20 protein-coding genes are annotated in these 18,430 nt (G+C 60.6%); 4 read left to right on the forward strand and 16 right to left on the reverse strand.

The features are described 5' to 3' along the window. Positions 1–84: 84 nt before the first annotated feature. Positions 85–990: a LysR family transcriptional regulator gene (locus QVF59_RS05305; protein WP_287877835.1), complete on the reverse strand. Its 906-nt coding sequence runs from the start codon at positions 988–990 to the stop codon at positions 85–87. A gap of 133 nt (positions 991–1,123) precedes the next feature. Here QVF59_RS05305 and QVF59_RS05310 point away from each other — a divergent pair, with 133 nt between their 5' ends. After that, positions 1,124–1,870, forward strand: coding sequence for an SDR family oxidoreductase (locus QVF59_RS05310; RefSeq protein ID WP_287877836.1), 747 nt, complete (start codon positions 1,124–1,126; stop codon positions 1,868–1,870). 22 nt (positions 1,871–1,892) lie between these two features. On the opposite strand, the gene QVF59_RS05315 is transcribed toward QVF59_RS05310, so the two are convergent. Both QVF59_RS05315 and QVF59_RS05320 read right to left on the reverse strand, forming a co-directional pair. After that, the gene (locus QVF59_RS05315) at positions 1,893–2,405 is read right to left on the reverse strand and encodes a diheme cytochrome c (RefSeq protein WP_287877838.1); all 513 of its coding nucleotides are present in this window, start codon (positions 2,403–2,405) and stop codon (positions 1,893–1,895) included. 5 nt (positions 2,406–2,410) lie between these two features. Continuing rightward, a complete protein-coding gene (locus QVF59_RS05320) occupies positions 2,411–2,815 on the reverse strand; it encodes a DUF1924 domain-containing protein (RefSeq protein WP_159876312.1) in 405 nt (134 codons plus the stop codon). 164 nt (positions 2,816–2,979) lie between these two features. Here QVF59_RS05320 and QVF59_RS05325 point away from each other — a divergent pair, with 164 nt between their 5' ends. Further along, positions 2,980–3,849: a 2Fe-2S iron-sulfur cluster binding domain-containing protein gene (locus QVF59_RS05325; protein ID WP_287877840.1), complete on the forward strand. Its 870-nt coding sequence runs from the start codon at positions 2,980–2,982 to the stop codon at positions 3,847–3,849. Between the two features lie 9 nt (positions 3,850–3,858). After that, the gene (locus QVF59_RS05330; protein WP_287877842.1) at positions 3,859–6,150 is read left to right on the forward strand and encodes a heavy metal translocating P-type ATPase; all 2,292 of its coding nucleotides are present in this window, start codon (positions 3,859–3,861) and stop codon (positions 6,148–6,150) included. Positions 6,151–6,157: 7 nt separating this feature from the next. On the opposite strand, the gene dkgB is transcribed toward QVF59_RS05330, so the two are convergent. Both dkgB and QVF59_RS05340 read right to left on the reverse strand, forming a co-directional pair. Next, positions 6,158–6,964, reverse strand: a complete 807-nt coding sequence (gene dkgB / locus QVF59_RS05335; protein ID WP_159876316.1) for a 2,5-didehydrogluconate reductase DkgB — start codon at positions 6,962–6,964, stop codon at positions 6,158–6,160. A 61-nt stretch (positions 6,965–7,025) separates the two neighbouring features. Further along, entirely contained in the window at positions 7,026–8,252 is a 1,227-nt protein-coding gene (locus tag QVF59_RS05340; protein ID WP_159876318.1) for an MFS transporter, read from the reverse strand. Between the two features lie 250 nt (positions 8,253–8,502). Here QVF59_RS05340 and QVF59_RS05345 point away from each other — a divergent pair, with 250 nt between their 5' ends. Continuing rightward, entirely contained in the window at positions 8,503–9,429 is a 927-nt protein-coding gene (locus QVF59_RS05345) for a LysR family transcriptional regulator (RefSeq protein WP_159876320.1), read from the forward strand. Positions 9,430–9,688: 259 nt separating this feature from the next. Here QVF59_RS05345 and QVF59_RS05350 read toward each other — a convergent pair whose 3' ends face one another. The 11 genes from QVF59_RS05350 to QVF59_RS05400 form a co-directional block, all read right to left on the reverse strand. Continuing rightward, positions 9,689–10,666: an NAD(P)/FAD-dependent oxidoreductase gene (locus QVF59_RS05350; RefSeq protein WP_287877845.1), complete on the reverse strand. Its 978-nt coding sequence runs from the start codon at positions 10,664–10,666 to the stop codon at positions 9,689–9,691. Between the two features lie 26 nt (positions 10,667–10,692). Further along, complete coding sequence (locus QVF59_RS05355) at positions 10,693–10,917, reverse strand: TIGR02450 family Trp-rich protein (RefSeq protein WP_287877847.1); 225 nt, start codon at positions 10,915–10,917, stop codon at positions 10,693–10,695. Positions 10,918–10,920: 3 nt separating this feature from the next. After that, entirely contained in the window at positions 10,921–11,463 is a 543-nt protein-coding gene (locus tag QVF59_RS05360) for a lipocalin family protein (protein WP_287877850.1), read from the reverse strand. A 23-nt stretch (positions 11,464–11,486) separates the two neighbouring features. Next, entirely contained in the window at positions 11,487–13,016 is a 1,530-nt protein-coding gene (locus QVF59_RS05365) for a cryptochrome/photolyase family protein (RefSeq protein ID WP_287877853.1), read from the reverse strand. Positions 13,017–13,133: 117 nt separating this feature from the next. Next, complete coding sequence (locus tag QVF59_RS05370) at positions 13,134–13,280, reverse strand: DUF2256 domain-containing protein (protein ID WP_159876329.1); 147 nt, start codon at positions 13,278–13,280, stop codon at positions 13,134–13,136. Next, entirely contained in the window at positions 13,277–13,702 is a 426-nt protein-coding gene (locus QVF59_RS05375) for a nuclear transport factor 2 family protein (protein WP_240902632.1), read from the reverse strand. Before QVF59_RS05375 ends, QVF59_RS05370 begins: the two co-directional genes overlap by 4 nt. Positions 13,703–13,710: 8 nt before the next feature. Further along, positions 13,711–14,493, reverse strand: a complete 783-nt coding sequence (locus tag QVF59_RS05380; RefSeq protein WP_159880777.1) for an SDR family NAD(P)-dependent oxidoreductase — start codon at positions 14,491–14,493, stop codon at positions 13,711–13,713. Positions 14,494–14,497: 4 nt separating this feature from the next. Beyond that, a complete protein-coding gene (locus QVF59_RS05385; protein ID WP_287877859.1) occupies positions 14,498–15,025 on the reverse strand; it encodes a DUF3833 domain-containing protein in 528 nt (175 codons plus the stop codon). Continuing rightward, positions 15,022–16,230 carry an SAM-dependent methyltransferase gene (locus tag QVF59_RS05390; RefSeq protein WP_287877861.1) on the reverse strand — a complete coding sequence of 403 codons (1,209 nt, stop codon included), beginning with the start codon at positions 16,228–16,230 and terminating at the stop codon, positions 15,022–15,024. The genes QVF59_RS05385 and QVF59_RS05390 overlap by 4 nt, the downstream gene beginning before the upstream one ends. Then, positions 16,227–17,003, reverse strand: coding sequence for a DUF1365 domain-containing protein (locus tag QVF59_RS05395; RefSeq protein WP_287877863.1), 777 nt, complete (start codon positions 17,001–17,003; stop codon positions 16,227–16,229). The genes QVF59_RS05390 and QVF59_RS05395 overlap by 4 nt, the downstream gene beginning before the upstream one ends. Next, positions 17,003–18,295 carry an NAD(P)/FAD-dependent oxidoreductase gene (locus QVF59_RS05400; RefSeq protein ID WP_287877866.1) on the reverse strand — a complete coding sequence of 431 codons (1,293 nt, stop codon included), beginning with the start codon at positions 18,293–18,295 and terminating at the stop codon, positions 17,003–17,005. The genes QVF59_RS05395 and QVF59_RS05400 overlap by 1 nt, the downstream gene beginning before the upstream one ends. Between the last annotated feature and the right edge of the window lie 135 nt (positions 18,296–18,430).

Genomic DNA, 18,430 nt, shown 5'->3' on the forward strand with positions numbered 1-18,430 from the left:
TGAAGCAAGGCGGCGCAGTCCGGGCGGGGCTTGGCTGCGCCTTTGTCATGTTGCATCTGCCGCGGTGTGTGTGCACTGGCGGATTCAGCGGAAAAATGCTGCCTGACTGAAGTTTTGCAGCAAGTGGTCGAACACCGCGCGGATACGGGCGGGCACTGGCCCGCGCTGTGGCCGGTACAAATAGAGCTGCCATGGCGCTGGGGCCAGCTGTGGCAATACTGCTTGCAACTGACCGCTGGCCATCAGCGGCGCGGCCATGAAGCCGGCCAGCTGGCCAAAGCCGATGCCACCAAGCACGGCCTGGCATTCGGCCCGGGTGTCGCTGGCCATGAATACCGGGGCAGGCGGCTGCCACTGTTGTTCATCGGCCAGAAACCATGGCCAGGGTTTGCCGGTATTGGGGTCCAGGCTGACCGTCACCGGCAGCGCTTCCAGTTCGGCCAGCGTGCTAGGGGTGCCGCAACGGGCCAGCAGGGCCGGGCTGGCCACGATGTGAAACGGCACCGGACACACGGCGCGGGCAATCACCCGGCTGTCACGCATGAAGCCCACCCGGATGCCGATATCGATCTGCTCGTCCACCGTATTGCTCAGCACATCGGACAGGCGCAAATCCACCCGCAAGCCCGGGTGCAATGGCAGCAGGCTGGCCAGCGCGGGTGTCAGATAGGCGTCCCCGATGGCGGCCGGGGCGGTAATCCGCACCAGCCCGCTGATTTCATCCGCCGTTTGCGGGCCGTGGTGCTGGAACAGTTGGTCCATTTCCCGCACCGTGTGCCTGGCACGCACCGCCAGGCTGGCGCCAAAGCCGGTAATGCGGATATGGCGGGTATTGCGGTAGAACAGTACTTCGCCCAATAGCTGTTCCAGCTCCTTGATGGCACGGGTTACTGCCTGTGGCGAGCTGCCCAGTTGCTGTGCCGCTTCCTTGAAACTGCTGCATTCTGCGGCCACGCAAAAGATGCGCAGCATTTCCAGCCGGTTCAACATGGTTTGACTCCCGTCGCTGATTTATTCCATTTTTTGTAATTATAAAGTGCAAACAATTTCATTTATTGGTGTTTTCTGCTGATGGATACTGCGATGCAAGGCGGGACGGACCCGCCATCACATGGAGCAAGCAATGTCGAATGGAATCGCAGGAAAAGTCGTGGTGATTACCGGTGCCAGCAGCGGGCTGGGCGAAGCTACGGCCCGTCATCTGGCGGCGCTGGGTGCGCGGGTGGTACTGGGAGCACGCCGTGGCGATCGCCTGCAGGCACTGGTGGAGGATATCCGCCAGGCTGGCGGCGAGGCAGTACATGCGGTGACCGATGTCACCAGCAAGGCGCAAGTGCAGGCCCTGGTGGCTGCCGGGCGTGAGGCCTTTGGCCGCATCGACGTCATCGTCAACAATGCCGGCCTGATGGCGATTGCGCCGCTGCAGCAGCTGCGTAGCGACGAATGGGACCGCATGATAGACATCAACATCAAGGGCGTGTTGTATGGCATTGCCGCCGTGCTGCCGCTGTTCGAGCAGCAGGGTGGTGGGCATGTGATCAACATCTCCTCGGTGGCCGGGCTGAAAGTGTATGCGCCAGGCGGCACGGTGTATTCCGGTACCAAGTTTGCCGTGCGTGCCATTTCCGAGGGCTTGCGCCAGGAAATGGCCGGCAAAGTGCGTGTGACTTCCATCGAACCCGGTGCGGTACAGAGCGAGCTGCCGCTGGGTTCCGGCGATGCTGCCAGCCGTGCGGAAGTGGAAGCCTTCTACCAGCAGCAGGCCATTCCGGCCGATGCCGTGGCGCAGGCCATTGCCTATGCCATTGGACAGCCCGCAGCGGTTGCCATCAACGAAGTGGTGCTGCGCCCCACGGTGCAGGATTTCTGACTACTTGCCGCAGGGGTGTGGTTTAGCGGGGAATTCTGACGCCGTCTTCATCAAAGTCGCCGCGTGCGGCACCGCTGTGACAGGCCTGGCAGTTGGATGCGCTGCCGATGGATTTGCGCTTCCATACTGCCGGGCTGATTTCATCGTGCTTGCGGATGAACCAGCCGCTGCGGCTGATACGTGGCGGTTCGCCAGCTGTTGGCGGCTCTGCCGCGCCACGCCCGCTGGCTGCTGCCGTGGCCAGATAGCTGCGGATTACTTTTTCGTCCTCCGCAGTCAGGGTGGCGTTGACGCCGTAATGATTCTTCAGCGTGTCCATCTGCTTCTTCCAGGCCGTGGCGGGCAGCAGCCCGGGCGGATAGGCCATGTGGCAGCTGCCGCACTCGGTTTTCCAGACCGCCGGTGCCTGAGCCAGGGAGCGGCCTGTCTGTTTGGGGTGTTTTTCGCGGTTTTGGTGTTCTCCGTCTTCGGCCCACAGCGTGGCGCTGGCACCGGCAAGCAGGAGCAGGGCAGTCAGCAGCATAGGTTTTTTCATGGTGTTCATCCTTGTTTCAGGCTGCTCAGAAAAGTAAGGAAGTCGCCTTTTTCCTGTGCCGTGCATTCCCGTTTGAAAACATCATCACAATTGCGGCGAAACCATTTCTCCACCTTTTTTGCATCCGTGAAACGAGATGGCGTAATGACGGGTGCCATGGCATCAATCGGACGAAAGGCAGGCGTCTTGCCGGGCTGGCGCGGGTCGGCGGTATGGCAGGTGGCACAGCTCATTTTCTTGCCGCCTTGCACGGTTTCCCGGTAGTACAAGCTTTTGCCGCGCTCGGCAGAAAACCCGGCAAATCCGCTATTGGCCTGCTTTGCCTGGCCAGCATAGTCGCTGATGATGGCCGGGCTTGCCATGACTGCCCCGCTGGCCATCAGCAGGGTCAGGATCATCCATGGGCGCATTGTTCGCTCTCCTGTATTGAACACAGGCTGATGTTAGTTTTACCGGCTTAAGCAGCGCTTAACGCGTGTGGTGGAAACAATGGCACCACGGTAAGCGGTTTAATTGCGCATTAAGCATCCCGCCGCATGATGCGGGCCTGTTCCAGTCTGATGGGAGAGGCGATATGGGTTTCAGGATGTTTCACTGGGTGATGGCTGCGGTTTTCCTGTTGGCCTATCTGAGCGGAGAGAATGCCGGCCTGCTACATGCCTGGCTGGGATATGGCTGTCTGTTGCTGTTGGGCTGGCGCGTGTGGGCGGCATGGTCGCGCAGAAAGGGTTTTCCTGCTGGCGTGAATCTGGCGCGCCTGCGTAGTAGCGGGCAGTGGAGCAGGGGCCTTACCCTTGGCCTGCTGAGTGTCATGGCGCTGCTGGTGTCAAGCGGCGTGCTGATGGTGGATAACGCGGCGGTGATCAGTCATGGCCTGCAGTGGCTGATGCCACAGGCCGCGGCCCAGGCTCTGGGGAGACTGTTTGCTGGTTTGCCCTTGGTGGATGCCGCCGATGTCCACGCCATGCTGGCAAAACTGAGCTTGTGGCTGATTGGCCTGCATATAGGCTTGTTGCTGTTGTTTCGCCGCCCGGCAGTGGGTTTCATGCTGGGCTTGTCCAGGCGGAAGCGTGTTGAAACCAGTCCGCCCGGGATGGCAGCCTCCCCCGCACCGCAGCCGGAGTCTCCGCTTGACGGTGCCCGGTTGCAGGTACGGTTGTACGGCACCAGCCACCAGCTCTTGCTGCCCGCTGGTCATCGTCTGCTGGATGCGATGGAGCAGCATGGGTTGCAGCCGCCCTGTCGTTGCCGGGCCGGCATGTGTGGTGCATGTCGATGCAAGGTGGCGCAGGGCAAGGTCGTCATGCACAATAATCTTGTGCTATCTCAAGAAGAAATCGACGATGGCTGGATATTGGCCTGTCAGGCAGAAGCAGACGCGCCTCTGCTGGACATCAGCTTTGACCATGCCGCCAGCCCGGTGGCATCTCCTCATGATCACTAGGTTTCCCAGGTGAAAAAAAACCAGAACCTGCTTTATGCGGTCTTGCTGTCCTCTCCACTGCTGGCCTTGCTGGCATGGGTGCTACAGCGCATGTCCGGCCTGAGCATGCCGGTGGATGTCATGCTGGCGGCATCGGCCATGCCGGCCGTGCTGCTGCTGTTGCTGGATTCATGGCGTGCCATCCGGCAGCGCGATGTCGGGGTTGATCTGCTGGCGCTGTTGTCAATTGCCGGTTCTCTGGCGCTGGATCAGCCACTGACGGCGGCCATCATCGCGGCGATGACCGCCAGCGGTCGCTGGCTGGACAGCTATGCCGCCGGGCGTGCCGAGCGCGAGATGTCCGGCCTGCTGGCCCGAGCACCTCGCCATGCCAACCGGGTGGAAGCCAATGGCCTGCAGCGGGTTGCGTTGGAGGAGGTAAGGGTTGGCGACCGGCTGCTGGTGAAGGCCGGTGAAACCGTGCCGGTAGATGGCCGGCTGCTGGATGACGCTGCCTTGCTGGACGAGTCGGCCCTTACCGGTGAAGCCAAGCCGGTTGCACATCAAACCGGCGCACTGTTGCGCAGTGGCACGCTGAATGCCGCGGCTGCTTTCAGCATGACGGCAACCACCACGGCCGCACAAAGCACCTTCAGTGGCATCGTGAAACTGGTGTCCGAGGCCAGCCAGGCGCGGGCACCGCTTACCCGCATGGCTGACCGTTATGCGCTGTGGTTCATCCCTTTGGCATTGGGTCTGGCCGGCCTTGCCTGGCTGCTAAGCCAGGACCCGCTACGGGCGCTGGCCGTCCTGGTGGTGGCCACGCCTTGTCCGCTAGTGCTGGCCGTGCCAGTGGCCATGCTGTCGGGCATCTCCCGCTGTGCCAGCCGAGGCGTACTGGTAAAGGGCGGGGCCGTGCTGGAGGCGCTGGATCGTGCCACGCTGCTGTTTTTTGACAAGACCGGCACCCTGACTGGTGGCAAGGCCAAGCTGGTTGCCATTCACCCGGCGGTGGCCATTGCGCCCGCCGAGGTGCTGCGCTTGGCGGCAGCACTGGATCAGATGTCCTGCAATGTGATTGCCACCGCCGTGTTGCAGGCGGCACTGGATCAGGGCGAAACCGGTCTGCCCATGCCGCAGCAGCTGGAAGAAACACCAGGGGCCGGCTTGAGCGGCATGCTGGATGGCCATCGGCTGGTGTTGGGTAGTCATGCTTTTGTGGCCGGACAGCTCAAGGTCATGCCCGCCTGGGCAACGACATTGCAGGCACGTCTGGATATCGAGGGGGCCAGCGCGGTGTTTGTTGCGCGTGATGGCGAATTGCTGGGTGTACTGGAAATGTCGGACCAGCTGCGGCTGGAAACCCCGCGCGCCCTGCGCATGTTGCGCCGTAGCGGAATCAGGCAGATCAGCATGCTGTCCGGTGATCGGCAGGATGTGGCGGAAGCCATCGGCCATGGTATCGGCGTGGACCGGATTTATGCCGGGCTACAGCCACAGGATAAGCTGCGTCAGCTGCAGCAGGCCGCCAGCCTGGGGGTCACCATCATGGTGGGGGATGGTGTAAACGATGCGCCGGCGCTCAGTGCCGCCGGTGTCGGCGTGGCAATGGGCGGGCAGGGGGCTGCTGCAGCGGCCGAGAGTGCGGGAGTCGTCTTGCTGAACGACAGGCTGGACCGGCTGGCCGAGGCGGTGATGACCGCACATCGAACCATGGCGATTGCCCGGCAAAGCGTGATGGCCGGCATGGGCCTGTCTTTGCTGGCGATGCTGGCGGCTGCCATTGGCTATCTGCCGCCGGTTGCCGGGGCCGTGTTGCAGGAGCTGATTGATGTTGCCGTCATCCTGAATGCCCTGCGGGCGCTCGCACCGCATCCGGCACTACTGCAGACCCGGCCTTTGACAACGGATGCTGCGCAGCAACTGAATGACGAGCATGCAAAGCTGCATCCTCTGCTGCAGCAGCTGTCGGCACTGGCGCGCGGCCTGCCGCAACTGCAGCATGCCCAGCAGCTGGAGGAGCTGGCACGGCTGGATGCCATGCTGACCCAGCAGCTGCTACCGCATGAAAAAATGGAAGAGCAGCATGTCTACCCGGCCATGGCGCAGGTGTTGGGCGGGGAGGACCCGCTGGCTGCGCTGAGCCGCAGCCATCAGGAAATTTTCAAGCTCTCCCGCAAGCTGGCCATGCAGATAGCCACCTTGCCCCGGCCTGCATCACAGCTGGAAATACTGGAGTTGCAACGCACGCTGTACAGCCTGGATACGGTGTTGCAACTGCATTTTGCCCAGGAAGACGAGCTGTATCAGAGCATGAGCTGATGCGGCCTCAGTCCCAGTCCGGGGCCAGACCGGCGGGGTTCACCTCGCGGCCATTACGCTCCAGGCTGGCAATGGCGGCCATGTCCTCGGCGCTCAGGCGCAGCTGCATTGCCTGCAGATTGCTGGCCAGGTTTTCGCGGCGGGTGGATGAAGGAATGACGGAATAACCCAGCTGCATGGCCCAGGCCAATGCCACCTGGGCAACCGTGGCCTGATGGCGGCGGGCAATGTCGGCCAGTAGCGGATCGCCCAGCACTTTGCCATAGGCCAGGGTCATGTAGGAGGTGACGTGGATGCCTGCATCCTGCAGGAAGCCGGCCAGTTTGCGGTTTTGCAGATAGGGACTCAGTTCGATCTGATTGGTGGCGATAGCCTGTTGGCCAACGGCAGCAATGGCCTGCCGGGTGAGGTCGATATTGAAGTTGGACACGCCGATACGACGCGTCAGCCCCTGTTGCTGCGCCCGGGCCAGTGCCGTCATGCACTCTTCCACGGCAATGCCGTGCTCGGGTGCCGGCCAGTGGATGAGCGTCAGGTTCACGTGGTCGGTTCGCAGCTTGTCCAGGCTTTGCATCAGGCTGGGTAGCAGCTTGTCCGCGGACATATGCTCCACCCAGATCTTGGTAGTGAGAAACAGCTGGTCGCGGGCGATGCCGGATGCGGCAATGGCCTGTCCTACTTCGGCTTCGTTGTCATAGATCTGCGCAGTGTCGATGGTGCGGTAGCCCAGTTCGAGGGCGGTGCTGACCGAATCGATGACCTGCTGGCCTTGCAGGCGGAAAGTGCCGAGGCCGAAGGCGGGAATCTTGTTCATGGTGTGTGCTCCATGGTGAGTAAATGGGGTGGCTGGCGGGGCGGTTGCCCCAGCATGAAAATCAGGATTTGACCTGGCAGGTTTCGGTGCGTGCGCCCTGTGCTGCCTGCCGTTGCCGGGCCAGTTGGGCCAGCACCAGCAGCAGGCCCGCGCCTGCGATCAACGCGCCGACAATCGGGACAGCTGCATAGCCCAGCCCTGTCGAGATGGCGGCACCACCGGCAGCGGCCCCCAGCGCATTACCCAGATTGAATGCACCGACATTGACCGAGGACGCCAGCCCGGGTGCTTCTGCAGCAGCCCGCATCACCCGCATCTGCAATGGAGGCACCACGGCAAAGGTGGCAATGCCCCATACCACGATGGCAAAGGCAGCTCCGCCATGGCTTTGCGCCAGCTGCGGGAAAGCCAGCATGATGGCAACCAGCAGGGTAAGAAAGACGATCAGGCTGCCGTTGAGCGTGCGGTCGGCCAGCCGGCCACCGGCCAGATTGCCGATCGAGAAACCGACTCCCACCAGCACCAGCATGGCTGTGACAAAGCCGGGTGTGGCTCCGGTCAGCTGTTGCAGCGTCGGCGCGATATAGGTGTAGAGCGTGAACATGCCACCAGAACCCAGCACGGTCGTGGCCATGGCCGTCAGTACCTGCGGGCGGGTCAGCACCTTCAGCTCACGTCTTACCTGCGGTGCCTGTCCGGCCTCGCCACGCGGCAAGGCAAGCCGCAGGGTAAGCATGGTGATTAGTCCCAGCACGGCAGTGGCGGCAAACGACATCCGCCAGCCTATGGCCTGCCCCAGCCAGGTGGCAGCCGGTACGCCGCCGATATTGGCGATGGTCAGTCCCATAAACATGGTGGCAACGGCGCTGGCCTGTTTGTGGCGCGGCACCACGCTGGCCGCCACCAGTGAACCCAGTCCGAAAAATGCACCGTGATTGAGACTGGTCACCAGGCGGGCCAGCAGCAGTGTGGTGTAGTCGGTTGACACGGCGGACAGCAGATTACCCACGGTGAAAATGCTCATCAGTACAATCAGGGCCCGGCGGCGCGGCCAGTGCGACAGCAAGATGGTCATCAGCGGTGCACCCAGCATCACGCCAATGGCGTAGGCGGTGATCAGCATGCCGGCAGCCGGAATGGATGCATGCACGCCCTGCGCAATGACCGGCAGCAGGCCCATGGGCGAGAACTCGGTGGTGCCGATGCTGAATGCACCCATGGCCAGTGCCAGCAAAGACAGCCAGGCCTTGTCGCTACTGGACGGCACAGTGTTTGCTATCGGGCTCATTGCTGCCCCTCCGGGTGCTGGGTGTGTTGTGGTAGTGCTCGCTCAATGCTATCGGGAATGACGAGGTTGATGACATAAGGGGTGGGTGTGGGCATGTGGCTGCTTTCCTGGTTGCTGGCGGCATTGCCCATTCCTGCCTGGCAAGACGGGTAGGAATGGGGTGTCGACTAGGGACTGCCTGCAGTGTGCCTGCTTTGCTTTTGCACAAAAAGCAGGTTATAAACGAAATTATTTTGAATTAAATTCAATAATGAACATCACGCTGGATGAAATGCAGGTATTTGCCACCGTGGTGGATGCCGGGTCGATTACTGCCGCAGCCCAGCAACTGGGTCTGACCGTGTCAGCGTGCAGCCGTTCGCTGGGGCGGCTGGAAGAAAAGCTGGAGACGACCTTGCTGCGCCGTACCACGCGGCGGCTGGAACTGACCGAGGAGGGCCAGGCCTTTCTGCACAATGCCCGCACCATCATGGAATCGGTAGAGCGTGCCGAGGAGCAGATGCGCGCACGCCGGGCCATGCCGTCGGGGCGTTTGCGCATTGATGCAGCATCACCCTTCATGCTGCATGTCATCGTGCCGCTGGTGCAGGCCTATCGTGCGCGTTTTCCGCAGGTGGAGCTGGAGCTGAACAGCAATGAAGGCATCATCGACTTGCTGGAACGCCGTACCGATGTTGCCATCCGCATTGGCCAGTTGAAGGATTCCACCCTGCATAGCCGGTTGATTGCCTATAGCCAGGTGCGCCTGCTGGCCAGCCCGGCCTATCTGGCGGCGCATGGCCAGCCGCAAACCATGGCCGAACTGGACCGACATGTGCTGCTGGGCTTCAGCGAGCCGGAGTCGCTCAATCTGTGGCCACTGCCCGGCAGCGATGGCGGGTATTTGCGGATAACGCCGACAGTACGTGCCTCCAGTGGCGAAACGTTGCGCCAGCTGGCGCTCACGGGGAATGGCATTGCCTGCCTGTCGGATTTCATGACGGCGGCGGATCGCGCTGCCGGCCATCTGCTGCCGCTGCTGCCGGCGCATACCCAGGAGATGCTGCAGCCGGTGCAGGCGGTTTACTACCGCAATACGGCGGTTTCGGCGCGTATTGCTTCTTTTGTCGATTTTCTGATTGAAGCGCTGGGGGATCCGCTGCCACAGCGGCAGCTTGCAGCCTGGCTGGCCGGCTGATGCGGCCTTGTTTGCGGGCTGCGGCCCAGCGGTGACAACACCGGTTCCGGACGCTGCCTGCGGCAGGCAAAGACTACCCGCCGGATGTGGTAATGGTCAGCCTGGGCATGGCGCAGGATGGCGAGCTGGCGGTCCTGTAGCCGTCACGCTTAGCGCAGCAGAAAGCCGCGGCCAACTGGCCTTGCCGCTGCTGTAGGCACGCCCCTTACGTGCATGCGCACGGCAGCATGCGTGTAGTTCTAATGGCATTCGCCATGGCTCACCCTTGTTCGCGCTCCAGTATCTTATTGGCCAGGTGGTGGCCGCTGAGCCAGGCACCTTCCACCTTGCCGCCATGCAGCCAGTCGCCACACAGTCCAATGCCTAGCGTTGCATCCCACACACTGCCGAGGTTACTTGCCTCACAGTCGGCGTAGCGCCAACGGTGTGCAGAACTGGCTACCGCAGGCGGCCCACCCAGTTGTTCAAATGCCATCAGCAGGGTTTGCTTAACGCTGGCGGCGTCATCTTCCAGATGTGCAGCACTCCAGTGCGCATTCGCTTGCAGTACCCAACATTCCTGTCCGCTGCGGCCCGGTTTGCTGTTGTTGCGGGCCAGCCAGCGTAGCGGGCCTGAATTGACAAAAGCAGCCTCAAATCCGAGCTGTGCCGGCTCTTCCAGTTGGGCCATGACGGTCCAGCAAGGCAGCATGCGGTGAGCTGCAGCCAAGGTGGATAGCGAGGGTGAGGCCTGTGCCAGCAGCGAGGCTGCCTGGGGAGATGGTAAAGCCACCACTACCTGGGAGTGGATTCCAGAAAGCTGACCGTGTTCAGCATTGCTTAGCCGCCAGCCATCGGCTGCGTGGATCAGCCCCTGGATGGTGTGACTGGTGTGGACTTCCAGCCCGGCGGCCAGTGCTTTGGCCGGTGCAGACATGCCTGGCACGCCAAGGTAGCGTACCGGGGCGTCATGCGCCGGTACCTGACTGCTGCCCAGCACGGCGGGGTGGGCCTGCCAGATGGCGACACTGCCGTTACCCAGCCAGTTTTGGACTTGCTGTTGGAAGAGCGGATGGCGAGCAGTGAAATATTGCGCACCGTGATCGGCCTGCCAGCCTTCGCCCCGCCGAGTGCTCAAGCGGCCTCCCAGCCCACGGCCTTTATCAAAAACGACGACGTGATGACCGGCATCGCGCAGGGTGGCGGCGCAAGAAAGGCCGGCAATGCCGGCTCCGATGATGGCGATGGATTTGCGCATGGATGTCTGGTTTTCATGTATGAGGATCAGCACCAGCCTTGCTGCCAGTGTTCGGCATCGGTCAGCGTTTTCCAGGGAATGATGCGGCTGTGGCGGCTATGGACGGCTTCCAGCTCCACTTCGGTGATGGCGGCCTGTGGATCCTCTGGCTGTAGCACCCGCACCACCAGGAAGTGTTTTTCCTTATTACGTGGCTGCAGTGCGGTCCATTTGCTTAACAGCAGCTTGCGTGGATTGAGTTTGATGCGCATGGCTCAGTCGTTGCTGCGGGTCTGGCTGACCTGGGTCAGCTTGTCGGTGTCGAAGCCCAGCTGCCGCGCCTGCGCCAGCAGTTTGGCCAGCACTGCATCCGGCAAGCGCTTTTCTCGCGCCAGAATCCACAGGTAAGAACGATTATTGCCAGCCACCATGGACCAGCGGTAATCAGGATCCAGCGCCACTACGTGATAGCCACCATAGAAGGGCCCGAAGAAGGACACTTTCAAGGAGCCGCTGTGCGGATCACCATTAAACAGTGCCCGGCCTTCTGCCTGTTTCCAGCGCCCGGCCTCACTGTCAAAGCCACGGTTGATCACGCTGACGCTGCCATCGGCTTTTGGTGCGTAGCTGGCGCTGACATCACTCAGGCCGCGCTCGAAGCTGTGGTCCAGCCGGGCGATTTCATACCACTTGCCACTATAGCGTTGCAATTCGAAGCCGCTAACCGGGGTAATGCCCGGTGGCGGCAGGGTGGAGCAGGCGGTCAGCAACACGCCGCAGCCGATGAGGACGAAGTGGGATAGTCGAGGAAGGCGCATGGTGTTTTCCTTGGGTGAGGGAGTCACAGGGTTTCCAGCCCTTGCAAAATGCGTTCGGCACTGTTGCGCAGTGCCGTCAGTTCGGTATTGCTCATCTGGTCCAGTTGTTTGTAGATCAGCCCTAGCCGTGGGTTATCCCCTAGGCGCGCGCGCTGGCGGCGGAAAAAATCCCAGTACAGGGCATTGAATGGGCAGGCGTCCTCACCGTGCCGCGCCTCACGCCGGTAGCGGCAGCCGCCACAGTAGTTGCTCATGCGATGCAGGTAGGCATGGCCGGAAACATAGGGCTTGCTGGCCAGCAGTCCACCATCGGCAAACTGGCTCATGCCCAGCGTATTGGGCAGCTCAACCCATTCGAAGGCATCGATGTACACGCCCAGATACCATTCATGCAGCGCCTGAGGTGACAGGCCTGCCAGCAGAGAAAAGTTGCCGATGACCATCAGTCGCTGGATGTGGTGCGCATAGGCATCACGCAGTGATTGACCGACGGCGTGGGCCAGGCAGCGCATGCCGGTGTGTCCATGCCAGAACCAGCCGGGCAAAGGGCGGTGATGCTGGAACACATTGCTGTGGGCATAGTCCGGCATGCGCGCCCAGTACACTCCGCGCACGTATTCACGCCAGCCCAGAATCTGGCGGATAAAGCCTTCCACCGCCGCCAGCGGTGCTGCACCGGCCAGCCAGGCTTGCTCGGCAGCGGTCACCACTTCGCGTGGCGACAGCATCTTGGTGTTGAGTGCGAAAGACAGCAGGGAATGAAACAGGCGCGGTTCATCGGTATGCATTGCATCCTGATAATCACCAAAGTGTGGCAGGGCCTGGCGGATGAAGTCATGCAGTTGATGCAGTGCCTCAGCGCGGTTGAGCGGCCAGCGCAAGGCCTCGGCACAAGGCTGGCCGAAGGAGGAAATGCCAGCGTCTTGCAAGGTTTGCCATAGTTGGCGGTGGTCGTGGCTGGGGCGCGTGTCGGGCGGGGGCGGCGGCGCGCCACGCCAAGCCTTGCGGTTATCCTGATCAAAATTCCATTTGCCACCGGCGGGTTTGCCGCCGTCGTCGAGCAAGACGCTGTATTGCTTGCGCATCTGACGATAAAAGATTTCCATGCGCCACTGCGCCTTGCCGGCAAACAACTGGCCTGCTTCGTGGCGGTGGGTGTAGAAATGTTCGCTATCTACGGCCTGGCAGGGGATGGTCTGTCGTGCTGCCCAGGCGTGCAATTGCTGGTCCAGACGCCATTCATCCGGCAGCTGCCACAAGAACGCGCTGGCCTGATAGTGCTGTAGCAGTGCGTCCAGATTGTCTTCCAGCGCACCGCGATTGGACGGATGATCGATGGTGACATAGCGCACCCGATGGCCTTCGGCTTTCAGCCAACGGGCAAAGTCACGCATGGCGGCCAGCACGGCCAGCAGCTTTTGCGCATGGTGCAGCACATAGCCGGTTTCCTGACGCAGCTCCAGCAGCAGGTAAACCACGTCATCGCGCTGCCGGGCAAACCAGCTGTGTTTGGGGTTGAGCTGGTCTCCCAGGATCAGTCTCAGCTCGGTCATGCTGTACCCCATTGTGCCCGGCAAACACCGTTGGCCTGCTGACCGCTCGCCAGCAAGGCCGGCTTGTCATGCAGACGCAAATTGTCACGAAAACAGTAGAGAGTAGTCCGCATGATGTCAGTGCTGCCGGCGGCAGCGTTCAGAGCAGTATTTCACTTCATCCCAACACTGGGTCCACTTGCGCCGCCAGCTCATGGCCCTGCCGCATACGGCACAAGGCTTGGCTGGCAGGCTGGATTTGTTACCCTTGAAGCGGCTGCTCATTGGCTTTCTCCCTCATCACGCACCGACAGCATGCGGCGCAGCAAGCGTAGCGGTGGCCCGATCAGTGGCAGCTTGTGTAGCAACTCCTCGGCTGAGTCCCAGTAATCCCGATGCCGGATAACCTTGCCGCTGGCATTGAAGCGCAAGTGGCTACCACCGTGCAGCAGATAATCCTTGCCGCCTTTGCGGAAGCGGAAGTCCCAGGTGATGAAGGCCTGATCGCCGTCCAGCAATTGTTCGCGAATGATGAAGGCCGGCGTTTCCAGGGTCTTGAACATGTGACGGAACACCGTCGTGATGCCTTCCCGGTCCTGCACGGTATTGAAGGGGTCCTTGAAGCAGGCACTGGCGGCATAGAAGTCGCTAATGTTCGCTAGCGTCTCCGGGGTCAAATGGGTGTACCAGTCAACCAGCTTCGTCAATTGCGGCCTCAGTTGCGCACCAGATGGCGCAGCAAGGGCAGTCTGAGACAGTAAGGCAGCTTCGCGAGCAGCTTGATCCATAGCGTAAACCTGCGAGGAAAATGGATTTCAAAACAACCGCGCTCCAGGCCATGCACAATACGTGCGGCCGCTTCGTCCGGGCTGATGATGGCCGGCATCGGGAAGTCGTTGAGTGCGGTAAGCCGGGTGGTGACGAAACCCGGATTGATGAGGTAAACATTCAGGCAGTAGCGTTTGAGTTCGGCATACAGCAGCTCGGCCAGATTGATCAATGCCGCCTTACTGGGTCCGTAGACGCAGGCACCGGGCAGGCCGATATAACCGGCTACGCTGGCTACCAGGGCAAGGCCACCGGAACGGCGTGTCATCAGATCCGGCAGCATGGTTTCCAGACCGAAGTACACGCCTGCCAGATTGGTGTCCAGGGTTTGCCGAACTTGTTCAGAATGTAGTTGCCAGCTTTGTTCGGGCCGGTAATCGGCAGCGCAGAACACGACAAGATCGGGCAGGTGGTTTTGTGCGTGAAGTTGTGCCCAGCATTGATGCCAAGAGTCCGGATCGGTGACATCGTGTACCAGCACCTGTGCATGTGCATGACCAGCCGCCACTTGTCGCAATGCGGCTTGCCGTCGCGCAGACAGCACCACGTCGGCACCCTTTTCAAGCAGGTGACGTGCTAGCGCAGCGCCAATGCCGCTGGATGCCCCGATCAGCCATACGCGCTGGCCAGGCCAGCTGCGAATGGGGGTATTGGGAGGTGCAAATGGCATGGCCCTACTCCTTGCGGAAAAACAGGCTGACTTCACCCAGTCCGAAGCCGAATTTGCTCATGTGCGCGCTATTGAGCATGGTGTAATTGTCCTGCAGGAACATCCAGTCATCGAAGTCCACCGCCCATTCCCGCCCGTCTACCGGCAGGCGCAGACTGTAGCGCCAGTGCAGTGCGTTGCCAGCCACTTCACCTTCGGCCTCACCGATCACATCTGCCGCCGTGCCGTGCCACTTGCCATCACCTTTGGGTACAAGACGCCAGCTGCGTTGCTGGCGTGTGCCGTCGGCGTAAAGAAAGTGTTCATCCAGAATCAGTGCATCACCATCGCGGTGGCTGTTGATGTCCACGCTGAAGCGCTTGATCAGTTTGCCGTTACGGTCACGGAACATTCCCCAGGCCTGGGTGTGGCCGGAGAAAAACTGGTACAAATCCAACTTGGGCGTGTTGTCGCGGTAGCTTTGTATGTCAGGCGTACTGCAAGAAGCCAATAGCGGCAGCCCGGTCAGCAGCACGATGCACAGGCGCTTCACGGTTGTGCTTCCTGCAGCAAGAACTGGGATACACCTATGCTGTCTTCGTCAAAACCGGCCTCGCAATAGCATAGGTAAAGCCGCCAGATGCGGATGAAGGCATTGTCAAAGCCGAGCTTGAGTACTGCGTCGAGCGCGTGTTCAAAACCATGCCGCCACCGGCGCAGGGTTTCCGCGTAGTCGTGGCCAAAATCTAGTCGGTCACAGGTGTGCAGACCTGCCAGGGTAGCCTGGTGCTGGAACTCACTACGGCTGGGCAGCATACCCCCCGGGAAAATGAAGGCCTGAATAAAGTCGCTAGCTGCGCGATAACGTTCGAAGCGGCTATCTGCAATGGTGATGCTTTGCACCAGTGCCTTGCCGCCTGGTTTGAGCAGCTCGCGTAGTGTGCGGAAGTAGCCTTGCCAATAGGCTTCGCCCACTGCTTCAAACATTTCGATGGAAACAATGGCATCGTACTTGCCGTGCAGATCGCGGTAATCACACCATTCCAGTCGTGCCAGCACGTTGTTGGCCAGACGTCGTTGCGCGAATTCCAGTTGGGCGTTGGAAATGGTGACGCCATGCACGGCGATGCCTTGCTGTGTCGCGTGTTCGGCAAAGCCGCCCCAGCCACAACCTATCTCCAGTACCCGCATGCCAGGTTTCAGTCCCAGTACATCGCAGATGCGCTGGTATTTGGCTGCCTGTGCTTGCGCTAAGGGCAAAGCGTAATGGCCATCGAACCAGGCGCTGGAGTAAGTCCAAGTAGGATCCAGCCACAGCTGGTAGAAGTCGTTGCCCAGATCATAGTGCGCATGGATGTTACGTTTGCTACCGGCTTTGCTGTTGCGGCGCAGCCTGTGTTTCAGCCAATACCAGGCACGAGCCGGCAGGCTGCCACTAGCGGCAGTGCCGAGTACGGTTTGATTGCGCAGTGCCAGCCTTAGCAAGGCGACCAGGTCGGGCGAGTCAAGCAAGCCGTCTCGGTAAGCTTCGGCAAAACCGATATCTCCGGCCAGCAGCAGCTTGCTGCAGGCTGCCCAGTCGTGCACATGCAACTCGGCATCCGGTGTCTCCCCCGCGGTGCCGAACCAGTGCGCGGAACCATCCGGCGTAATCAGGCGCAAGCTGCCATGGCATAGCCGACTCAGCCTGGATAGCAGGATCTTCCCGGTAAAAGAAGGAGTGCAGCACGGGATGTCTAGGGCGCGGGAAAGGCTCATGGGTGGAACTCCTGTCCGTGAGTCAGATGGCTGGATGGTGGCTGCGGTTTGCTGAAGAACGGCACTTTCTTGCACAACAGACGTAATGCCTGCCAATGAATGCGCAGCATGATGGACACCGTCAGCAAGGGTTGCTGTAGCAGGGCTGAAAGTGCGGTAGCCGCTGTCAGCGGTGTCATGTCACCGGAAACACTGGTATTGAGCAGCACACCATCCGCATCGTGGTAATCAATGCGCATCAGCATGCGATCAGCCCGCTCGGCCAGCCTGAACAGGTAATGACCGGCGACTTGGCAGAAGGGGGATACATGCAACTGTTTGACGCAGGTGAGGGCAATGCCATTGCGAATGGGCTGGCCATTTTTATTGGCCAGAAGGTAGGCGTGGTGTTCACCAAATGTATTGTTGACGTCGGCAAGCACCGCCACCAACTGTCCGTTGACATCATGGCAGTACCAGAAGCTGACCGGGTTGAATGCATAGCCGAACAGGCGGGGAAAGGTTTGCAGCCAGACCTCGCCATCATCAGGCAAACCGGCCTTGGCCAATTGACTGCGAATCCAGGGTAGGAGTGGACTGCCATCGCGCGGTCCGTAGTCGCCAGTACGCACAGACATCAAACGGAAGCGATTGACCCCGAACCAGGCATTGCCAATCTCATCCAGCGCTGACAAACGCAAGCGCACGGCAAACACCGGATACCGAAAGCGGTGATGAGCAGGGCGCAGTCGCTGGTGCATGACCGTTCCCTTGACGATATAAGCATTAGTCATCAGTCCAGCCTCGCCCATCTTGGCAGTGCGACAAAGTCCTGCGCTACGCGCAATGCTGATTTCAGACCATCTTCGTGGAACCCATAACCGGTCCAGGCTCCGGCGAACCAAGTGTGGCGCTTGCCCTGCAAGGCGGGTAGCCGGGTCTGGGCTTGAATCGCAGCTTTATCGAACAAAGGGTGCTCATAGATGAAGCGGGCATACTCCAGCGATCGCTCTGGCTCCCGTACCGGATTCAGTGTGACGATGATGGGCGAAGAAACCGGTACAGGCTGTAGCGTATTGAGTAGATAGCTGACACACACAGCGCGCTGTGCTGATTGTCTGCTGTCGGCCAGGAAGTTCCAGGCGGACCACACCTTGTGCCGCTTGGGCAATAAAGCCGGATCGCCGTGCAATACTGCCGTATTGGCTTGATAGCGCACCGCGCCCAGCACAGCTCGCTCTTCTGTACTGGCGTCGGCCAGCATGGCAAGGGTTTGAGGGGCGTGAGTGGCAAAGACCACGCTGTCGAAGCGCTCTTGCCCATGGCGGCTATTCACAATCACGCCATCCTCATCGCGATGCACCGACAGCACTGGCGAAGACAGGCGTAAATCTGGAATGTGCACCAGCAGTTTTCTGACATACTGACGCGCCCCGCCGGGTACGGTAAACCAGCGCGGGCGCTGACTGATCTGCAACAAACCGTGATTCATGCAGAAGCGCAAGAAGGTCGCTGCCGGAAACTCCAGAATCTCACTATTGGGGCTGGACCAGATGGCCGCGGCCATTGGCACCAGATATTGATCGCGAAAGCGTTGACCAAAGCCTTCTTGCTGCAGAAGTTTGCCTAGCGATAGCTGGTCTTTGAGCGCACCTTCCAGCAAGCGAGGTGCTGCCTTATTGAAACGCAGAATGTCGGACAGCATGCGGTAGAAACCCGGTGACAGCAGTTTGCCGCGTTGTGCAAACACGGTATCCAGATTGCTGCCTGCCCATTCGTCACGCCCTTGGTCCAGGGAGACGCTAAAGGACATCTCGGTTCCGCAAGAAGCTACGCCCAGCTCATCGAATAGCGCAATCAGATTAGGGTAGGTGCGCTCGTTGAAAACCAGAAAACCGGTATCAACCGAGAAAGCGTGGCCTTCCAGCTCCAGATCCACCGTATTGGTATGCCCGCCGGCATAATCAGCAGCCTCGAACAAGGTGACGTCATGGCCGGCGGAAAGTAGCCATGCACTGCCGAGTCCGGCAATTCCGGCACCGATGACTGCCACGCGCTGACGCTGGACTGGATTTGCGTTCACCATCACTCCCGGAAAAGACGTTATGACATGTTCCTGGCCTGCAGAGGGCTGTGCGGAAGGGCCTCTGCACAAGGGCCAAGTGCACCCTCTGCGATCAATCCATTCAAATCACTTGGCACTCGGCGGCGCAGTGCTTAT

This window comes from Aquitalea sp. (assembly GCF_030150775.1).
GTDB lineage: Bacteria > Pseudomonadota > Gammaproteobacteria > Burkholderiales > Chromobacteriaceae > Aquitalea > Aquitalea denitrificans.